Below are 16,116 nucleotides of genomic sequence, written 5' to 3' on the forward strand. Positions count from 1 at the left end.
ATCTGTTGCTCAAAGTGAGGGTCGCGCCGGAGGACGAGCGGCGGGCTCGGCGCCGGAAAAGCGGCAGGAGACGCCCGATCGGCTCGCCGAGCGGACTTCGACGTGCTGGTCATCAGCGGCGAGGGTGTGACGGGCGCTGGCGTACGCGCTGGAGGGCGTACGCCGCCCGAGGCCCGGCACCGCACCCGCTCGGCCGGGGCCGGGGCCGGGGGAGGTCAAGCGCACCTCTCCTCCAGGCGCGACCTCCGGCCCGGACGCGGGGGCCCGGTCAGATCTCGCGGACGAACGTCACCAGGCTGGTGCCCGGGCCGTTGTAGCCGGGCACGGGGTCGCCGGCCTCGAAGCCCATGCGCCGGTGGAAGGCGATCGAGGTCTCGTTGACCGGCGCGGTGACGGCCCTGACGACAAGCCGGCCGTGCCCCCGGGCGAGGTCGAAGAACCGCTCGTACATGATCCGGGCCAGGCCGCTCTTCCGGGCGGCGGGAGAGACGCCGACGAAGTGGATGTACGCCTCGTCGGGCAGCGACGGCGACGGGAACCCGATCAGGAACCCGGCCAGCGCGCCCGTGCCGGACGAGGCGATCAGGCTCGTGCTGTGGAAGTGGTCGAGGAAGAGCCGGGGCAGGGCGGGCAGGACCGGACGGCCCCACCAGTCGTCGACCACGGCCGCGATGGCGTCGTAGTCGTCAGGGACGGCGGGGCGCAACGTGTGCACGGCAGGTGTCAGTCCCAGTGCGGGGGCCTGTTGTCGAGGTAGAAGGCGTCGGTGTCGCGCTCCCGCCAGTCACCCCAGCCGAGGTCGGTGTCGTCGGCGGTCTGCTCGGGTAGAAAATCTTCCACGCCGTACATACTACCGAGGCGGACAAACCGATACCCGGCGTGTCCGCAGGTCCAAGGACAGGCCGCGGGCGCCGCTGTACGATGCGAGAGCAGGTGTCGCCGATCCCCCCGTGAGGCTGCCCATGGCCACCCCGTCAGGCTGGCGGAGAGAAGGCAATCTACCGGCGGAGCTCACCAGCTTCATCGGCCGGACACGTCTCCTCGCCAACCTCAAACGGCACCTGGGCGAATCCCGCCTGGTGACCGTCACCGGCATCGGCGGTGTGGGGAAGTCACGCACCGTGCTGCGGCTGGCTCATCAGGTGCGCGCCCACTATCCCGACGGTGTCTGGTTCGCCGACCTGGCCCGGTTGCAGGACGCCGGCATGGTCAAGCACACCATCGCCTCCGCGCTCGGCATCGCCGACCAGTCGTCACGGGCGGAGTCGGAGTCGCTGTCGGAGTGGGTCGGCGAGCGCGACATGCTGCTCATCATCGACACCTGCGAGCACCTGGTGCAGGGCTGCGCCGAGCTGGTCCACGAGCTGCTGGAGGCGGCGCCCAACCTGAAGGTGCTGGCCACCAGCCGCCAGTCGCTGCACCTGCCCTACGAGCACGTGGTCCCCGTGCCGCCGCTGCAGGTGCCGGGCGACGATCCGGCCGAGAGCCTGTTCACCAACGAGTCGGTGCAGCTCTTCGCGGCCCGTGCCGGGGCCAGCGTGCCCGACTTCGTGCTCGACGAGGACAACATCGCGCCCGTCGCCGAGCTGTGCCGCCGGCTCGACGGCATCCCCCTCGCCATCGAGCTGGCCGCGGTGCGGCTGCGGGCCCTGTCCGTGGAGCAGATCCTCGGGCTGCTCGCCGACCGGTTCAGCCTGCTGGCCGGGGCCAGCCGGACCGCGCTGCCCCGCCACCAGACGCTGCGGGCGGCCATCGGCTGGAGCCACGAGCTGTGCGAGCCCGCCGAGCGGCTGCTGTGGGCGCGGCTGTCGGTGTTCGCGGGCGACTTCGAGCTCGACGCCGCCCGCTTCGTCTGCTCCGACGGGCGGCTGCCGTCGGAGGACATCACCGACCTCGTCACGGGGCTGGTGGAGAAGTCGATCCTGCTGATCAGGAGCAACCACGCCGGGGTGCGCTACAAGCTGATCGACACCCTGGCCGAATACGGCGAGGAGTGGCTGGAGAAGCTCGGCCAGAAGGAGCAGATGCGCCAGCGGCATCTGGAGTACTACCTGAGCCTGGCCCAGCGCAGCGAGGACGCCTGGTCGGGGCCGCGGCAGATCTACTGGTTCGTCCGGATGCGGCAGGAACACGACAACGTACGCGTCGCGCTGGAGCACGCGCTCAACTCGCCGGGCAAGTCCTCGCTCGCGCTGACGCTGCTGTCGTCGCTGTGGTTCATGTGGGTGTGCTGCGGGTTCGCCCGCGAGGGGCGCCTCTACCTGGAGCGGGCGCTGGAGGCCAACCCCACGGTGAGCAAGGAACGGTGCAAGGCGCTGTGGGTGCTCTCCTACGTCAAGAGCGCCCAGGGCGACAGCGCCGGGGCGCTCCAGGCGGCCGAGAAGTGCAGCACCGAGGCCGTCCGGGTGGGCGACTCCAGGGCGGTGATCCTGGCCTCCAAGATGCAGGGCACGGCGGCGCTGCTCCAGGGTGACCTGCAGAAGGCCAGCGCGCTGCTGGGCGTGGCGATCGAGTTCAACACCGACAACAAGGAGCTCAACCCCGGCCTGCTGCCCGCCATCGTCGAGCTGTCGCTGGTGCTGACCGCGCAGGGGGAGCTGTACGAGGCCGAGTCGCTGCTGCAGGACTGCCTGCAGGTGTGCACGGAGCGCGGCGAGCTGTGGCTCAGCTCGCACGCGCAGTGGGCGCTGGCCGGCACCCGGCTCGCGTCGGGCCGGCACGAGGAGGCGTTGCAGAACACCAGGGAGGCGCTGCGCATCAAGCGGCACTTCCACGACACGCTCGGCATGCTGCTGGCGCTGGAGACGGCGGCGCGGATCTTCGCCGCGTCCGACCAGGTCGCGCTGGCCGCGCGGCTGCTCGGGGCGCTGCAGCAGAACTGGCGGACGGCCGGCCTGCCGCAGCTCGGAGCGCCGTGGATGACCGGGGAGCACGACTCCTGCGTACGCGAGTGCAAGCGGCACATGGGTGAGCTGGCCTACAAGGACGCGTTCGAGGAGGGCGCCCGGCTCGACCTCGACGAGGCGTCCGGACTCGCGCTCGACGATCCGGACGCCCCTGACGAGAGCTGAAACGGGACCTTTGGACAGCGGGACCTCTTCGGGAAGCGGGACCTTCTAGACGGCCTGGGGCCAGCGGGTGCCGTCAGGCCAGGCGTGCACGTAGCGCGCGCTGCCGAGCGAGAACTCTATGTGGCCGCGCACCCAGTGCTCCAGGCCGCGTACGTACTTGCGGACCGGGAGGGGAGCCCAGTGCTCGAGCGCCGTCCGGCGGTCGAGGAACGCGGCGATCGCGTCGTTGTGCATCTCCGAGACCTCGCGCAGCGCGTCCTGGAGGATGAGCGACTTGTGGGTGGCCAGTACGGTGACGAGGTTGTGCCGGGCCTTGTCGTTGCCGCGCTCCTTCGCGTATGACAGCAGGTCGTTGTCCCAGCCGATGAGGTCGCACGCCAGGTCGGAGAGCATCCGCACGTCGGGGTGGTGCCACTCCTCCGCCTCCAGCCGGTAGCCGCCTCCTGCGTCGATGAGCGCGAAGCAGGTGTAGGTGGCCCCGGTGATGCGGCGCATCAGCACGTAGTCCTCGGGGGTGGGGATGAGGTCGGCCTCCCGGTTGGCCGCCTCCCAGATCTGGGCGAAAAGGTATTCCTTCACCGTGGTCCGCCACCGGTCCACCTGCGCGGGGGTGGCGTACTCCGAGATCCGGCGGAGGAGCTCGCTGAGGGCGAGGCCGAACGGGTCGTCGGCTCCGGCCTCCCGGCGCCCGTCGAGGATCTCGAGGAGCGGCGGCAGGGCGCGGGCGAGTGCGGAGGCCCGGTGCCCCATCAGCTCGCCTTCGCAGAACGCGTCGTCGAAGGCGAACAGCCAGTTGTACCAGTCGTTGATCAGCCGGAGGCTGTCACGCGGCACGGTGGGGTTCGTGCGTGCCGCGAGCAGGCCGATCTTGGAGCGCCGGAAGTGCTCGATCGTGTCGGCGCCGTTGAGCATGTGTGAGGCGGCCAGCCATGCGTGGCTCTCCGCGTCGACCTCCGAGGCATGAACGTTGATCTCATTCGGGAACGGACATGGCAGCGGAGGGATGTGGAGTGGTCGCCTACTGAAGGAGTGCGCAGAAGTAGCCACGCCATCCAGCATGACTATGGACTGTTCGAAAGGCCACACTCGACAACTTCGAGCCCTTTAATGCTTATTTCATACTATGAATCACTATGCGAGAACCATTGGATAAACTGGTCATTTGCGAACATTAGCGCGGTGTCCCTGGCGGAGGGCTGACCGGCATCGGGGTCGGCACCAGCCTCCAACAAGGCCCTGACCACGGCGGACTCCTTTTTGAACACGGCACCGGCGAGCGGCGTCTGCCCACGGTCGTTGACCCGGTTCGGATCGGCGCCACGTGTTACAAGCATGCGTACGGTCTCAGCGTGACCGTAATAAGCCGCCAGCATCAGCAAAGTGTCACCTTTGCCGTTGGTCAGGTTGGCCGGCACCCCGGCCTCGACGTACGCGCGCAGCGCCTCGGTGTCGCCCGCCCTGGCCAGGTCGAACATCCTGGTGGCGAACTCCTCCAGCTCCGGGTCCCCGTCCATGACCCCATTGTCCCTCGATAGGGTGCCCTGCACGGAATCGTTCCGACGCGCCGTAGGTTCTGGAGAAGAGTACCTAGGGAAAGGCTGTCCAACCGTGTTCGACCCGAAGGATCTCTACAAGCTCGCAGACGACGCGCCCGAGCTGCCCGATCCGGTGTTGCTGTACCACTTCGACGGTTTCGTCGACGCCGGCGGCGCTGGACGTCTCGCGCTGGGCCACCTGCTGGCCGAGCTGGAGCACCGGGTCGTGGCGACGTTCGACGTGGACCGGCTGCTCGACTACCGGTCCCGGCGCCCCATCATGACTTTCGACACCGACCGGTGGGTGGAGTGCGAGAGCCCGGAGCTGGCCGTCCATGTCGCGAAGGACTCGACGGGGACGCAGTTCCTGGTGATGAGCGGGCCCGAGCCCGACCGGGAGTGGGAGCTGTTCACCAGGGCCGTGGCGGCGCTGGTCGAGCGGCTGCGGGTGAGCAAGATCGTGACGTTGCACGGGATCCCGATGGCGGTCCCGCACACCCGGCCGCTCGGCATCACGATGCACGCCAGCCGGCCCGAGCTCATCAATTCGCAGACCAGCGCGTTCGGGCGGGTCCAGGTGCCGGGGAGCGTCGCGGCGCTGCTGGAGCTGCGGCTCGGGGCGCAGGGGCACGACGCGCTGGGATACGCGGTGCACGTGCCGCACTACCTCTCGCAGGCCGAATACCCGACCGCCGCCGTGACCGGCCTGGAGGCGGTGACGAGGGGCACGGGGCTGGTGTTCCCGATGGACGGGCTCCGCGACGCCGCCCGGCGTACGACGACGGAGATCGAGGAGCAGATCCAGGCCTCCACCGAGCTGTCCACCGCGATCAGCGGGCTGGAGCAGCAGTACGACGCGTTCGCGGGCGGCGCGGAGCGGGAGAACCTGATGGCCGAGACGACGCCCATGCCCACGGGCGACGAGCTCGCCGCCCAGTTCGAGCGCTTCCTCGCCGAGCGGGACGACGAGTAGCGCCCGCCGTCCGTATAGCCTGGATCGATGAGTGACATCCGGGTCGGGCTGGTCGGCTACGGCACCGCGGGGGCCTACTTCCATGCCCCGCTCATCCACGCCACCCCCGGCCTGTCGCTGGCGGCCGTCGTGACCAGGAATCCCGATCGCCAGGCCGAGGTCGCCGGGAGATACGGCGCGGCGGCGGTGGCCGACGTCCAGCAGTTGTGGGAGCGGTGCGACCTCGTCGTGGTCGCCTCCCCCAACCGCACCCACGTCGCCACGGCCGCCGCCGCGCTCACCCAGGGCCTGCCCGTGGTCGTGGACAAGCCGCTGGCCAGGACCGCCGAGGAGGGGCGCGAGCTGGTGCGCCTGGCCAAGGAGCGGGGCCTCATGCTGACCGTGTTCCACAACCGGCGCTGGGACGGCGACTTCCGCACCGTGCGGCGGCTGGCCGGCGAGGGGCGGCTGGGCGAGGTGCTGCGGTTCGAGTCGAGGTTCGAGCGGTGGCGGCCGGTGCCCAAGGGCGGCTGGCGCGAGGCCGGCGGCCCGGAGGAGGTCGGCGGGCTGCTCTACGACCTGGGCAGCCACCTCGTCGACCAGGCGGTGCAGCTGCTCGGGCCGGTGCGCGAGGTCTACTGCGAGAGCAATGTCCGGCGCCAGGGGGTGGGTGCGGACGACGACACGTTCATCGCGCTGACGCATGCCGGCGACGCCCGGTCACACCTGTGGGCCGGCTCGATGGCCGCCCGGCCGGGGCCCCGGTTCCGGGTGCTCGGCTCTTCCGCGGCCTTCGAGAAATACGGGATGGACGTGCAGGAGGAGCGGCTGCGGACCGGCATGACGCCTGACTCGCCGGGGTTCGGCGACGACGAGGAGGAGCGCTGGGGCGTGCTGGGCACGCCGGACGAGCGGGAGATCGTACGCACCGAGCCGGGCTCGTACCTCGACTTCTACCGGGGCGTGGCGGCGGCGCTGCGCGAGGGCGCGGCGCCGCCGGTGGATCCGGAGAGCGCGGTCGAGGTGCTGGCCGTCCTCGAGGCGGCCCGCCTGTCGGCCACCCAGCGGATCGTCGTCCACCTGAGCTGACCGCCGCGCGGGTCAGTCGCGCAGGCGGGCGCGCATGGCGGCGGTGTCGGCGTCCGTCCAGCCGTGCCGGGCCAGCCACCCCATCGGCCCGCCGAACCGGTCCTCCAGCACGCCGAGGAACTGCTCGATGTAGCGAGCCCTCGGCATGTGGTCGTCGGCCGGGCGGGAGTCGAGGTCGCCCCGGTAGGTGTCGCTGCCCCGCAGCCGCTTGAGGATCAGCTCCAGCCGCTCCCCCGTGGCCACGTAGTCCTCGACGATCGCCGCCCGGGTCGCCCCCGCGATCTCCAGCGCCAGCGCCGACAGCACCCCGGTGCGGTCCTTGCCCGCCGCGCAGTGCACCAGCGAGGCCCCGTCGTCCATCGCCATCACCCGCAGCGCGGCCACCACGGCGTCCGGCCGGTCGCGCAGGTAGCCGAAGTAGAACCCGGTCACCCGCAGCTCCTCGTCCAGCACCCGCTCGGCCCACGGCAGCACCCGGTCGCCGTCGATGCTGTCCGCCTCGACGTCGGTGTGCCGGCCGCCCTCCGCGAACAGCGTCAGATGGTGGTGCCGCACCTCCGGCACCTGGGTCAGCGGGCCGGGGCCCTCCAGCGACACCTCGGCCGTGGAGCGGAGGTCCACCACGTGCCGCAGTTTCAGCTCGCCCACGAGCAGGGCCACGTCCGCGGGGGTGAGACCCTGCAGATTGTCGGCACGGAAGATCCGCCCGTGACGGGTGCGGCCACCGTCACGAGTCGGCAATCCGCCCAGGTCACGCGCGTTCACCGCGCCTTCCAGGTCGATCCACCTCGTCATCTCGCTCATTATTACGACCCTATATGTCCGCCAAACATGAGCGGATTCGAGGTTCATAACGCAGCATGAACGTATGGATCCACGAGCTCTGCCTCCACGGCTGGTGATCGATCCTTCGCTGCACCCGGAGATCTCGGTCGAGCTGCGGTCGAGCCCGCACATTCTCCGCCTGGCTCGTTCCGGCGCGCGCATGGACACCACCCACAACCCCGCCCTGCTCTTCGTCCTGCCCGCCTTCCTGCTGCTGATCTACATGTTGACCGGCAGCCCGGGCCTGTTCGTCGCGGGCATGGGCGTCGGCCTGATCGTCCTGATCCGGTGGATGGCGATGGACACCACATATCGGTCCACCAGGCGAAGACTCCGGCTGGCCCAGTCGCACGCCGAGCACTACATCCTGCCGGAGGACCTGGACTATCCCTGCCAGATGCTGTTGCGGCGGGCGCAGAACGCCGTCGAAGCGATCATGAACTCCAAGGTGCACAAGGCCGGCCTGATCGACAGCATCGAGAACACCGTGTCGCTGCCCGAGGAGATCTGGCAGATCGCCCAGCGGCTGCGGCGGCTGTCGTCGATGCACGCCGAGCACGGCAAGCTCATCCCGCGCGAGCTGCCGCCGGGCATGGAGGACGCGTTCAAGCCGTACACGAGCGCGCTCGACGCCGCCTGGACGTCGCTGTCCCAGCGCGTACGCCACCTGGAGAAGTACGCCAAGCAGGTGCTCAAGGCGGACAAGGTCTACCACGCCCACACCCGGCTGGAGCGGCTGGCCGCCAAGACCCCCGAGTACCAGCAGCTCCTGGCCGAGAACGTGCGCGACGAGCTGGCCCACCAGCGCATCAGGGAGCTGTCCGACCAGGCGGCACACGTGCGCAAGCTGTTCGAGGAGAGCATCCTGCAGGCCAGACAGGCGGCCGGGGAGCTGCTACGCAGCCCGCTCACCTAGGTGGCGGGCGTCGCGCGCCGCAGGAGCTCCAGGGTCCTGCGCATGCCGGCCTCGTTCCCGAGGCTGCGGTAGATCTCCCTGGCCTGCTCCAGCGGCTCCACGGCGGCCTCGTGCCCGCCCGCGTCGAGATGCGCCTCGCCCAGGTAGCGCAGGCTCATCGCCATCCACCACCGGTCCTCCAGCTCCGCGAACGCCTGCATCGCCCGCCGCAGCTCCCGGTCGGACTCCTCGATCCGCCCGAGCCTGGCCAGCGCCCGCCCGGCCGACACCGCGTTCCGGGCCACCCCCCATGAATCGCCCAGCGCGACCAGGATCTCCTCGGCCCGCCGGACGTAGTCCAGCTCGCGCAGCCCGTTGGCCGGATCGCCGACCTCCCCGGCCGCCCGCAGGCAGCGGGCCTCCTCCCACAGCTCGCCGCGCTGCCTGAACATCTCGGACGCCCGGTCGAGGCTGAACCCGGCCCTGGCGAACAGGTTGGCGGCCGGCCGGTGGTCACCCGCGCGATACTCGCCGCGCGCCTGCGCCGCCAGCACCTCGCCGTAGACGCGCAGGGTCTGGGCCTCGGAGTAGCGGTTGCCGGCCCGCTTGAAGATCTCCAGCGCGTCCTCCAGCAGCTCCCTGGCCTCCTCCGGCCGCCGCTCGGCCATGCGCATCTCGGCCAGGTTGCGCTGGGTGCGGGCCATCCACCACGGGTCGTCCTCGCCCTTGAACGCGGTGATGGCCCCGATGAGGAAGTCCTGCGCCCGGTCCAGGTGTCCGTCGCTGAACAGCGTCATCCCGATCGTCCGCATGGCCCTGGCCGCCCACCACGACTCGCCCAGCTCGGTGCAGATCTCCAGCGCGCGCTCGGCCTCGTCCAGCGCCCGCCCGCGCACGCCCAGGCCGCCGTGGACGGCGGCGCTGTCGAGCAGCGCGATGGCCAGCGAGCGCCGGTCGCCGGTGTGCGCGGCGGCCTCGCAGCCGATCCGCGCCACCGCCGACCAGTCGGCCCAGTACGCCCGCAGCGAATGGCACAGCGAGCAGAACGCCCTGGCCAGTCCCCATGTCAGCTCCCACAGCCGGAGCTGGTGGGCCAGGTTGATCATGGCGAGGAGCGAGAGCCGCTCGGCGTTGAGCCAGTCGCCGGCCTTGACCTGCCCGTCGGCGCTCGACCGCCGGCCGCCCCGGCTCCAGTCCTGCGGCCAGCGGTTCTGGGCCGCCTCCTCGGCGCGGCGGCGGTAGCCGTACAGCACGCGCTCGATCGCGGCCCTGCGGCGCTCCTCCCCGTCCTGGCCGGCCAGCTCGGCGGCGAACACCCTGACCAGGTCGTGCAGGCGGTAGCGCATCGCGCCGGTCTGGTCGGTGCCCGAGCACTCGGCGAGCTGGGCGTCGATGAGCGCCTCCAGCTGGTCGGCGCCGTCGAGCCCGGAGATGTCGAGCAGCTCGCCGGCCACCCAGCCGGGCACGTCGGGCGCGGTCAGGGCGCTGAGCAGGCGCAGCAGGCGGCGCTGCATGCCGGTGCAGTCGTCGTAGCTGAGCTGTACGGAGGCGCGCACGCTCTTGTCCACCGTGGGCGCCACCTCGAGCTGGTCGAGGCGGCGGCGCGTGTCCGCCAGCCGGCCGGCCATCTCGCGCATCGTCCACTGCTCGCGGGTGGCGAGCCGGCCGCCGCAGATGTTGATGGCCAGCGGCAGGTAGTCGCAGAGCCGCACGACCTCCTTGGCGGCGTCCAGGTCCTCGACGATCCGGGCGCCGCCGGCCAGCCTGGCCAGCAGCTCCACGCCGTGCGCCTCGCTGAACACGCCGAGCCGCGTGTCGTGCGTGCCGTTCAGGAACAGCGGCGCCCGCGAGGTGACCAGCACCGCGCAGCCCGGCTCGGCCGGGATCAGCGGTTTGACCTGGGCGGCGTCGTGGGCGTTGTCCAGGCCGATGAGGATCCTGCGGCCCTTGGTCCAGGTCAGCCAGAGCTTGCGCAGCTCCTCCAGCCCGCCGGGGTCGGTGGTGAGGCGCACGTCCAGCGCGCGCAGGAAGCCGATCAGCACCTCCTCGGGCCGCACGGGCGCGTCCACGCCGCCGCGCAGGTCGGCGTAGAGGCGGCCGTCGGGGAACCAGCCGGCGACCTCCTGCCCGAACCTGGTCATGAGCGCGGACTTGCCGACGCCGCCCCGGCCGTACACGGAGACGACCAGCGGCGGGGAGAGGTCGGAGGACCTCCTCCGGGTGGTGAAGACCTCGCGGAGCTCGGCCAGCGCCTCGGCGCGGCCGGTGAAGTGCTCGGGGACGGGCGGCCACTGGTCGGGGGCGACCGAGCCCGGCTCCGATCGGGCCTGGCGCCTGTTGCTGCGCGACTCGGTGGTGGCCCAGGTGGTCAGCCCGACGAGCAGGGCGGCGGCCATGGTCACGCCGATCTTGGCGGCGGGCGGGAGCTCCCACTCCACGGACGCGGCCAGCACGCTCGCCGCGGCGGCCGCCAGGCCGGCGGAGACGGGCGCCGCCCACGGCAGCTTCCGCCGCCGTCGCGGTTTGTCGGGTAAGCCCCCTGTCACCTTGTCGGGCAGGTCCCCTGCCAACGAACACCCCCCTTCCCGGGGTGATTCAAGCCGATGGGGCACGGCCCGCGCCAGCCGTACCCCATCGTCGGTTTCAGAGGCCGATCACGTGACAGGTGGCCGTCATGGTCTTGGTCGGGTCGCTCTCCGAGGTGGCGGTGAGCTTGACCCTGGCCAGCCGGTCGCCGCCGGCCTCGCGCACGGCGTTGACGCTCACGAGCGACTGCTTGCCGAACGCGACGGAGGCCAGGGCGTTGGGGAGCTGGGCGGTCCAGCCCTTGCCCTGGACCTCGGCCTTGAGGCGGTAGAGGTCGGAGTTCAGGTAGGCGCTGACGTCCTCCGGGTGCTGGCCCTGCGCCGGGGCCGCCTTGCCGGTGTTGAACAGCGGGAACTTGCAGGTGGAGAGGTTCTTGCCGGTGGGGATGCCGGCGGCGGGCAGGAGCTTGAGCCCGCGGCGCTGCGGGCCCGCGCCGTCGAGCGAGCGGATCGCCACGGTGTAGGACAGCTCGCCGTCACGGTTGCGCTTGAGGTCGGTGACGTAGAAGTGCAGGCGGTTGGCCTCGTCGACGTACTCGTACTCGCTGCCGGAGTCGGTGCCGGCGTGGAAGAGGGCGTCGGAGAGCTGGCGGTAGTCGCCGATCGTGATCGGCACCTTGGTCCCGTCGGGCAGGACGTAGTCGGTCATGCCGATGTCCGCCGGGTTGGCGTCGATCACCCACTCGAACGGGGCCGGGTTGTCCTGGTTCTTGGTCTTGGCCAGCAGGACGCCGGAGTCGGGGGTGAAGGAGTCGCTGCCCATGCGGTCCACGACCTCGACGGTGTAGTTCTCGTAGGCGCCGCCGTCGCAGAGCGGGTCGGCCCGGTCGCACGCGCTCTTGTCGCCGGTGTCGAAGGAGACGTTGACGCCGGACAGCTCGCTCTGGCCCGGCTGCACCGCGCGGGCCAGCACCTTGGCCGTGACCAGGCCGGACTCGTCGAGCGCCTCGCGCGACAGGCGCAGGACGTTCTGCTCGTCCACCATGTTCAGCTTGATCTTGTTGCGGAGCATGTGCTGGGCGCCCATGGACGCGCCGGCGGTGGGCGGGATCAGCCAGCGCGAGTGCGGGCCGCCGGGGCCGTTGAAGCTGCCTCGGCTGAGCATCTCCCAGATGCCGGTGTACGCCCTCTTCGGCGGGACGGCGTACGGGTTGTTGTAGTTGTCGGCGATGCCGAAGATGTGGCTCAGCTCGTGGGCGTAGACCGCCATGCCCGAGCTCTCGGCCTGGACCGAGTCGACGCCGAAGCGGGCGTTGGGCCAGAAGTTGGAGCCGGCCTGCCAGGAGCTCCACTCGACGTAGCGGGTCCTGGACCAGTTGGGCAGGGCCGGGTCGGGCGGGCCCCACTCGTCGGGCACGTCCTCCTTGGTCGGGAACTTCATCATCCCGAACTCCTGCCAGGTGGACGACTCGTCCTGGCCGGCGCTGAGGTAGAAGACGAAGTCGAACTGGGCGGCCACGTCCGGGCCGACGGCGGCGAGCCAGGCGGCGTTGCCGTCGGTGCGCAGGTTCTTGTTGCAGGTGTCGCCGGCCGGGCACGCCTCGCGCTGGTACTCCATGGCGTACTCGTGGTCCTTGCCCGGCATCGTGTACGGGCCGAAGCCGGTGAGCTCCACGCCGATCCGGCCGCCGGAGTCCTCCATCCAGTATTCGTGGATGGTGTGCCCCTTGTTGAGGTCGTTCGGGGTGTTGAGGAAGTCCTGGTAGAACTTCGCCACCTGGTCACGCGGGATGTCGTGGGCCTCGGCGCTCGGGTTGGCGTAGATCGTCGAACCCTTGGGCTGGGTCACCACGAACTGCTGGTTGGGGTAGTCGAGCAGCACGAGCGCGCCCTTGAAGGTGCGCTGCGAGCCCTTGACCGAGGGGTCGTTCCAGTTGGTGCCGGGCGGCTTCTTGTAGTCCGCCCACGTCATGTGGTCGGGATTCTCCCAGTTCTGCGGGTCGATGGGCTTGATGTCGCCCGGCGGGCGGGTGCGCATGGCCTGGGCCTCGGCGGGTGCGTCGAGCTGCCAGGGTTGCGTCTGCGGCCAGTGTTCCTGCCGCCACGGGTGCTCGGGATCTGTGGGGGGTGCTGCGGAAGCAGGGGTCGCCATCAGGCTCACCGGGATCAGCACGATGGCCGCCAGCAAACCCTTCAGCAGCTTCTTCGGGGCATTCACGGATTGACGGTATAGACGTTATTGACGGAGATCACCGAACAGTTGTAGGGAAGACCTGGAGTGGCGTTTCCGTCACTTGTTGAAATTTCCAGGTAGGGGTGGGTCTGTGGCGGATCTCCAGCGCATCGTGGACGAGCTCGCCGCCCGTCTTGACCGGCCGCTGCTGCTGGAGGACCGCGTCCAGCGCGTGGTGGCGTACAGCGAGCAGAGCGGCGCCATGGACGACGTCCGCCGCGACTCGATCCTGCGCCGGCACACCGTGCCGGAGGTACGGCAGTGGCTGCGCGAGTCGGGCATCCAGGAGGCCACCGACCCGCTGCGCACCCCCGGAGCGCCGCACCTGGGGCTCCTGCCGCGCGTGTGCGTCCCGATCCGGCACGCCGACGGGCTGCTCGGCTTCCTGTGGTTCATCGACGTGGAGCCGCCCATGCCGGACGCGGCGGTCGCCGAGGCGGCGGCGGCCGTGCCGGGCCTGGCGCTGGCCCTGTTCCACGAGAGCCTGGCCAGCGGGCTGGCCTCGCACCGGGAGCTGGAGGCGGTCACCGGGCTGCTGCTCGGCGAGCGGGACCCCGCCGCGAACGCCGCCAAGCAGCTCATCGAGGCGGGGGCGTTCCCGCAGTCGCAGGCGGTGACCGTGCTGGTGGCCAGGCCGCGCACGGCCGAGCCGGACGACGCGCTCAGGCTGGCGCTGGAGCAGGGGCTGCTGGCGCTGCGGCGGCGGCTGAGCGGGCATCATCCGCTGCACCTGGTGCGCTACGACCACGCCGCGCTGCTCACCGCGGGGCCGCCGGTTCCGGCCGACGAACTGCACGCGGCCATGCCGGTGCCCGTGGTCGTGGGGATCGGGCGGGCCAGGCCGGCGCTGGCGGCGGCGGCGGAGTCGTACCGGGAGGCCAGGCACGCGGCCGAGGTGACCGCGCGGGTGCCGGGGCTGGGGCGGACGGCGGAGTGGGCGCGGCTGGGCGTGTACCGGATGCTCACCCAGCTGCCCGACCAGGAGTTGCATCCGGGGCTGGAAGGGCTGCTCGGGGACGCGCAGTACCTGCCGCTGCTGGAGACGCTGGAGACGTACCTCGACCTGGCGGGCAGCGCGGTGGCGACCTCGCGGGCGCTGCGGCTGCACCGGACGTCGCTCTACTACCGGCTGCAGCGGGTGGAGGAGCTCGCGCGTACCGACCTGAAGGACGGCGGCGAGCGGCTCGCCCTGCACCTGAGTCTCAAGCTCGCGCGCTTGTCCGGGCGCTACTTACCTAGGGATTCGCATAGTTCGTCCTGATTGCGTCATTGTCCGGGGTTCACGTTTAATGCCCTGAGGGCTAGATCCCACGGGGAGTTCTGATGCCGTCTGCCAAGCGTGCCGGGCCGGGTCTGGGCCGGCGCGCGCCCGCGCCCGTCGTGATCCATTCCGCGCCGCTCGTGCTGCCCGTGTGCGCCGATCCCCTCCGCGACGGGGCGGTGGTGACCAGGGGCGAGCGCGTGCTCGCCGTGGGCCCGCGGGCGGAGCTGCTGCCCTCCTTTCCGGCCGCCGAGGAGCTGCGGTGGCGCGGCATGATCGTCGCGGGCCTGGTGGACGCCTGCTCCGCCGTCCCGTCCACCGCTCCCGGCGTCACCGCGCGAGGGCGCGTGGTCTCCGGTCCGGCCGACCCCACGAGCTTTCCCGGCATCTCGTACGTCGAGGTGACCAGCGAGAGCGAGGAGGAGTGGGAGGAGAGCGAGCGGGACACGGTCATCACGGCGATCCGGGAGATCGACCGGCCCTGCGCGGTCGGGATCGCGGCGCGCACGCGGCATCCCCAGGTGCTGGAGGACGTGGCCGTGCTGGCCAGGACATTCGGGCTGCGGCTGCTGGTCGATCTGGACCGGCACTCCCCCGCGGCGCTGGACGACGCCGGGGTGCTCGGGCCCCTGTGCCACGTGGTGTGCGCCAGGCCGCTCGACCCCGGCGAGCGCAAGCTGCTCCGGCTGCGCAGGACCGTGGTGGCCCTGTGCCCGCCGGGGCCGGAGCCGCCCGCGGACGCGCTGGCCCTGCTGGAGGAGGGCAACACCGTGGCCTTCGGGACCTGCGGGCACGTGCGGGGACCGGACGAAGGTCCGCTGGGGCCGGCCGCGGCCGTCCGCCGGCACGTACGCGAGCAGGGGCTGCGACCCCGAGGGCTGGACCGCAGGCTGGTGGAGGCGGCCACGCTGGGCGGGGCCACGGCGCTGGGCATGGACCGGGGCCGGGGCCGGATCGGGGCGCTGGCCCCCGGCACGCGCGCCGACTTCGCGGTCTACGACGCCCGCGGGCGCTATCCGTACGCCGCCCTGCTGGCCCAGCCGCCCTGCCTCGGCACGGTCGTCGGCGGCGCGATCGCCTGACCCGCCCCGTCCCCGTCGTCGCCGGCACGATCACCCGATCGCCCCGGTTCAGCGGAACTGGTCGTCCACCAGGCTCAGCAAGCCCTTGAGCTGCTCGCGCTGCCCGTCCGACAGGACCGCGAACAACTCGTCCCCCGCCTCCCTGCGCGCGTCGCGGGCGCGCTCCGACAGGGCGCGGCCCTCGGGTGTGAGCACCAGCAGGGTCGAGCGGCGGTTGGCCGGATCGACCTCCCGGCGCACCAGCCCCGCCTCCTCCAGCGCGTCCACGACCGGCGTGAGCGAGCGCGGCACGATCCGCAGCTCATCGGCCAGCCGCACCATCCGCAGCGGCCGCTCGGCCTCGGCGATGGCCCGCAACGCCCGCGCCTGGCCCGGGTTGAGCCCGAGCGGCTCCAGCCGATGGAGGTATCCATGCCGCAATCGCCTGCTGATCAGGAACAACAGCTCGGCGAGCGCCTTTTCTGCCATGTCGGTAAGTTTAGCCGGAACAAATATGAGTTAGCCTCTGTTTGAGTGGACATCTGAAAGACATCCCAGGAGCTTTAGTTGTCAAGCAGCAAGCGATTCGGCGTGATGCGACCAGGCGGTTGCCTCGTCGTAGAGGGCGCCGGTCTTGAGGCAGCCGTGCAGGATGCCGACGAGCCGGTT

Annotated in this window: 13 protein-coding genes; 6 read left to right on the forward strand and 7 right to left on the reverse strand. The window is 71.2% G+C overall.

Going from position 1 to position 16,116, the window contains the following annotated elements:
* Positions 1–268 precede the first annotated feature (268 nt).
* Positions 269–715 (reverse strand): GNAT family N-acetyltransferase, encoded by a 447-nt coding sequence (locus tag ACBJ59_RS60010; protein ID WP_375118885.1) that lies wholly within the window; start codon positions 713–715, stop codon positions 269–271.
* A gap of 235 nt (positions 716–950) precedes the next feature.
* Here ACBJ59_RS60010 and ACBJ59_RS60015 point away from each other — a divergent pair, with 235 nt between their 5' ends.
* Positions 951–3,071 carry a tetratricopeptide repeat protein gene (locus tag ACBJ59_RS60015; RefSeq protein ID WP_375118886.1) on the forward strand — a complete coding sequence of 707 codons (2,121 nt, stop codon included), beginning with the start codon at positions 951–953 and terminating at the stop codon, positions 3,069–3,071.
* Positions 3,072–3,116: 45 nt separating this feature from the next.
* Here the strand turns inward: ACBJ59_RS60015 and ACBJ59_RS60020 are convergent, their stop codons facing one another.
* Both ACBJ59_RS60020 and ACBJ59_RS60025 read right to left on the reverse strand, forming a co-directional pair.
* Positions 3,117–3,983 carry a hypothetical protein gene (locus tag ACBJ59_RS60020; RefSeq protein WP_375118887.1) on the reverse strand — a complete coding sequence of 289 codons (867 nt, stop codon included), beginning with the start codon at positions 3,981–3,983 and terminating at the stop codon, positions 3,117–3,119.
* A 209-nt stretch (positions 3,984–4,192) separates the two neighbouring features.
* Positions 4,193–4,585 carry an ankyrin repeat domain-containing protein gene (locus tag ACBJ59_RS60025; RefSeq protein ID WP_375118888.1) on the reverse strand — a complete coding sequence of 131 codons (393 nt, stop codon included), beginning with the start codon at positions 4,583–4,585 and terminating at the stop codon, positions 4,193–4,195.
* A gap of 94 nt (positions 4,586–4,679) precedes the next feature.
* Between ACBJ59_RS60025 and ACBJ59_RS60030 the strand changes: the two genes are divergently transcribed.
* Positions 4,680–5,579 (forward strand): proteasome assembly chaperone family protein, encoded by a 900-nt coding sequence (locus tag ACBJ59_RS60030; protein WP_375118889.1) that lies wholly within the window; start codon positions 4,680–4,682, stop codon positions 5,577–5,579.
* Between the two features lie 27 nt (positions 5,580–5,606).
* Entirely contained in the window at positions 5,607–6,647 is a 1,041-nt protein-coding gene (locus ACBJ59_RS60035) for a Gfo/Idh/MocA family oxidoreductase (RefSeq protein WP_375118890.1), read from the forward strand.
* 12 nt (positions 6,648–6,659) lie between these two features.
* Here ACBJ59_RS60035 and ACBJ59_RS60040 read toward each other — a convergent pair whose 3' ends face one another.
* A complete protein-coding gene (locus ACBJ59_RS60040) occupies positions 6,660–7,451 on the reverse strand; it encodes a tyrosine-protein phosphatase (RefSeq protein ID WP_375118891.1) in 792 nt (263 codons plus the stop codon).
* A gap of 64 nt (positions 7,452–7,515) precedes the next feature.
* Between ACBJ59_RS60040 and ACBJ59_RS60045 the strand changes: the two genes are divergently transcribed.
* Positions 7,516–8,388, forward strand: coding sequence for a hypothetical protein (locus tag ACBJ59_RS60045; RefSeq protein ID WP_364125231.1), 873 nt, complete (start codon positions 7,516–7,518; stop codon positions 8,386–8,388).
* Here ACBJ59_RS60045 and ACBJ59_RS60050 read toward each other — a convergent pair.
* On the reverse strand, positions 8,385–10,937 hold the full coding sequence (locus ACBJ59_RS60050) for a tetratricopeptide repeat protein (protein ID WP_375118892.1): 2,553 nt from the start codon (positions 10,935–10,937) through the stop codon (positions 8,385–8,387). The genes ACBJ59_RS60045 and ACBJ59_RS60050 overlap by 4 nt on opposite strands.
* A 73-nt stretch (positions 10,938–11,010) precedes the next feature.
* Positions 11,011–13,110 (reverse strand): M6 family metalloprotease domain-containing protein, encoded by a 2,100-nt coding sequence (locus ACBJ59_RS60055; protein ID WP_375118893.1) that lies wholly within the window; start codon positions 13,108–13,110, stop codon positions 11,011–11,013.
* A gap of 106 nt (positions 13,111–13,216) precedes the next feature.
* Between ACBJ59_RS60055 and ACBJ59_RS60060 the strand changes: the two genes are divergently transcribed.
* Both ACBJ59_RS60060 and ACBJ59_RS60065 read left to right on the forward strand, forming a co-directional pair.
* On the forward strand, positions 13,217–14,386 hold the full coding sequence (locus ACBJ59_RS60060; protein ID WP_375118894.1) for a PucR family transcriptional regulator: 1,170 nt from the start codon (positions 13,217–13,219) through the stop codon (positions 14,384–14,386).
* Positions 14,387–14,448: 62 nt separating this feature from the next.
* Positions 14,449–15,468, forward strand: a complete 1,020-nt coding sequence (locus tag ACBJ59_RS60065; protein ID WP_375118895.1) for a hypothetical protein — start codon at positions 14,449–14,451, stop codon at positions 15,466–15,468.
* Positions 15,469–15,516: 48 nt separating this feature from the next.
* Here the strand turns inward: ACBJ59_RS60065 and ACBJ59_RS60070 are convergent, their stop codons facing one another.
* A complete protein-coding gene (locus ACBJ59_RS60070) occupies positions 15,517–15,936 on the reverse strand; it encodes a MarR family winged helix-turn-helix transcriptional regulator (RefSeq protein ID WP_375118896.1) in 420 nt (139 codons plus the stop codon).
* Positions 15,937–16,116 lie beyond the last annotated feature (180 nt).

The sequence above is a fragment of the Nonomuraea sp. MTCD27 genome (genome assembly GCF_041950495.1).
Taxonomy (GTDB): Bacteria; Actinomycetota; Actinomycetes; order Streptosporangiales; family Streptosporangiaceae; genus Nonomuraea.

Bases quoted from the DNA above. Each gene is read 5' to 3' on its own strand.
- ACBJ59_RS60020 (WP_375118887.1), bottom strand. From the start codon at position 3,983: ATGCTCAACGGCGCCGACACGATCGAGCACTTCCGGCGCTCCAAGATC.
- ACBJ59_RS60025 (WP_375118888.1), bottom strand. From the start codon at position 4,585: ATGGACGGGGACCCGGAGCTGGAGGAGTTCGCCACCAGGATGTTCGAC.
- ACBJ59_RS60035 (WP_375118890.1), top strand. From the start codon at position 5,607: ATGAGTGACATCCGGGTCGGGCTGGTCGGCTACGGCACCGCGGGGGCC.
- ACBJ59_RS60040 (WP_375118891.1), bottom strand. From the start codon at position 7,451: ATGAGCGAGATGACGAGGTGGATCGACCTGGAAGGCGCGGTGAACGCG.
- ACBJ59_RS60045 (WP_364125231.1), top strand. From the start codon at position 7,516: ATGGATCCACGAGCTCTGCCTCCACGGCTGGTGATCGATCCTTCGCTG.
- ACBJ59_RS60065 (WP_375118895.1), top strand. From the start codon at position 14,449: ATGCCGTCTGCCAAGCGTGCCGGGCCGGGTCTGGGCCGGCGCGCGCCC.
- ACBJ59_RS60070 (WP_375118896.1), bottom strand. From the start codon at position 15,936: ATGGCAGAAAAGGCGCTCGCCGAGCTGTTGTTCCTGATCAGCAGGCGA.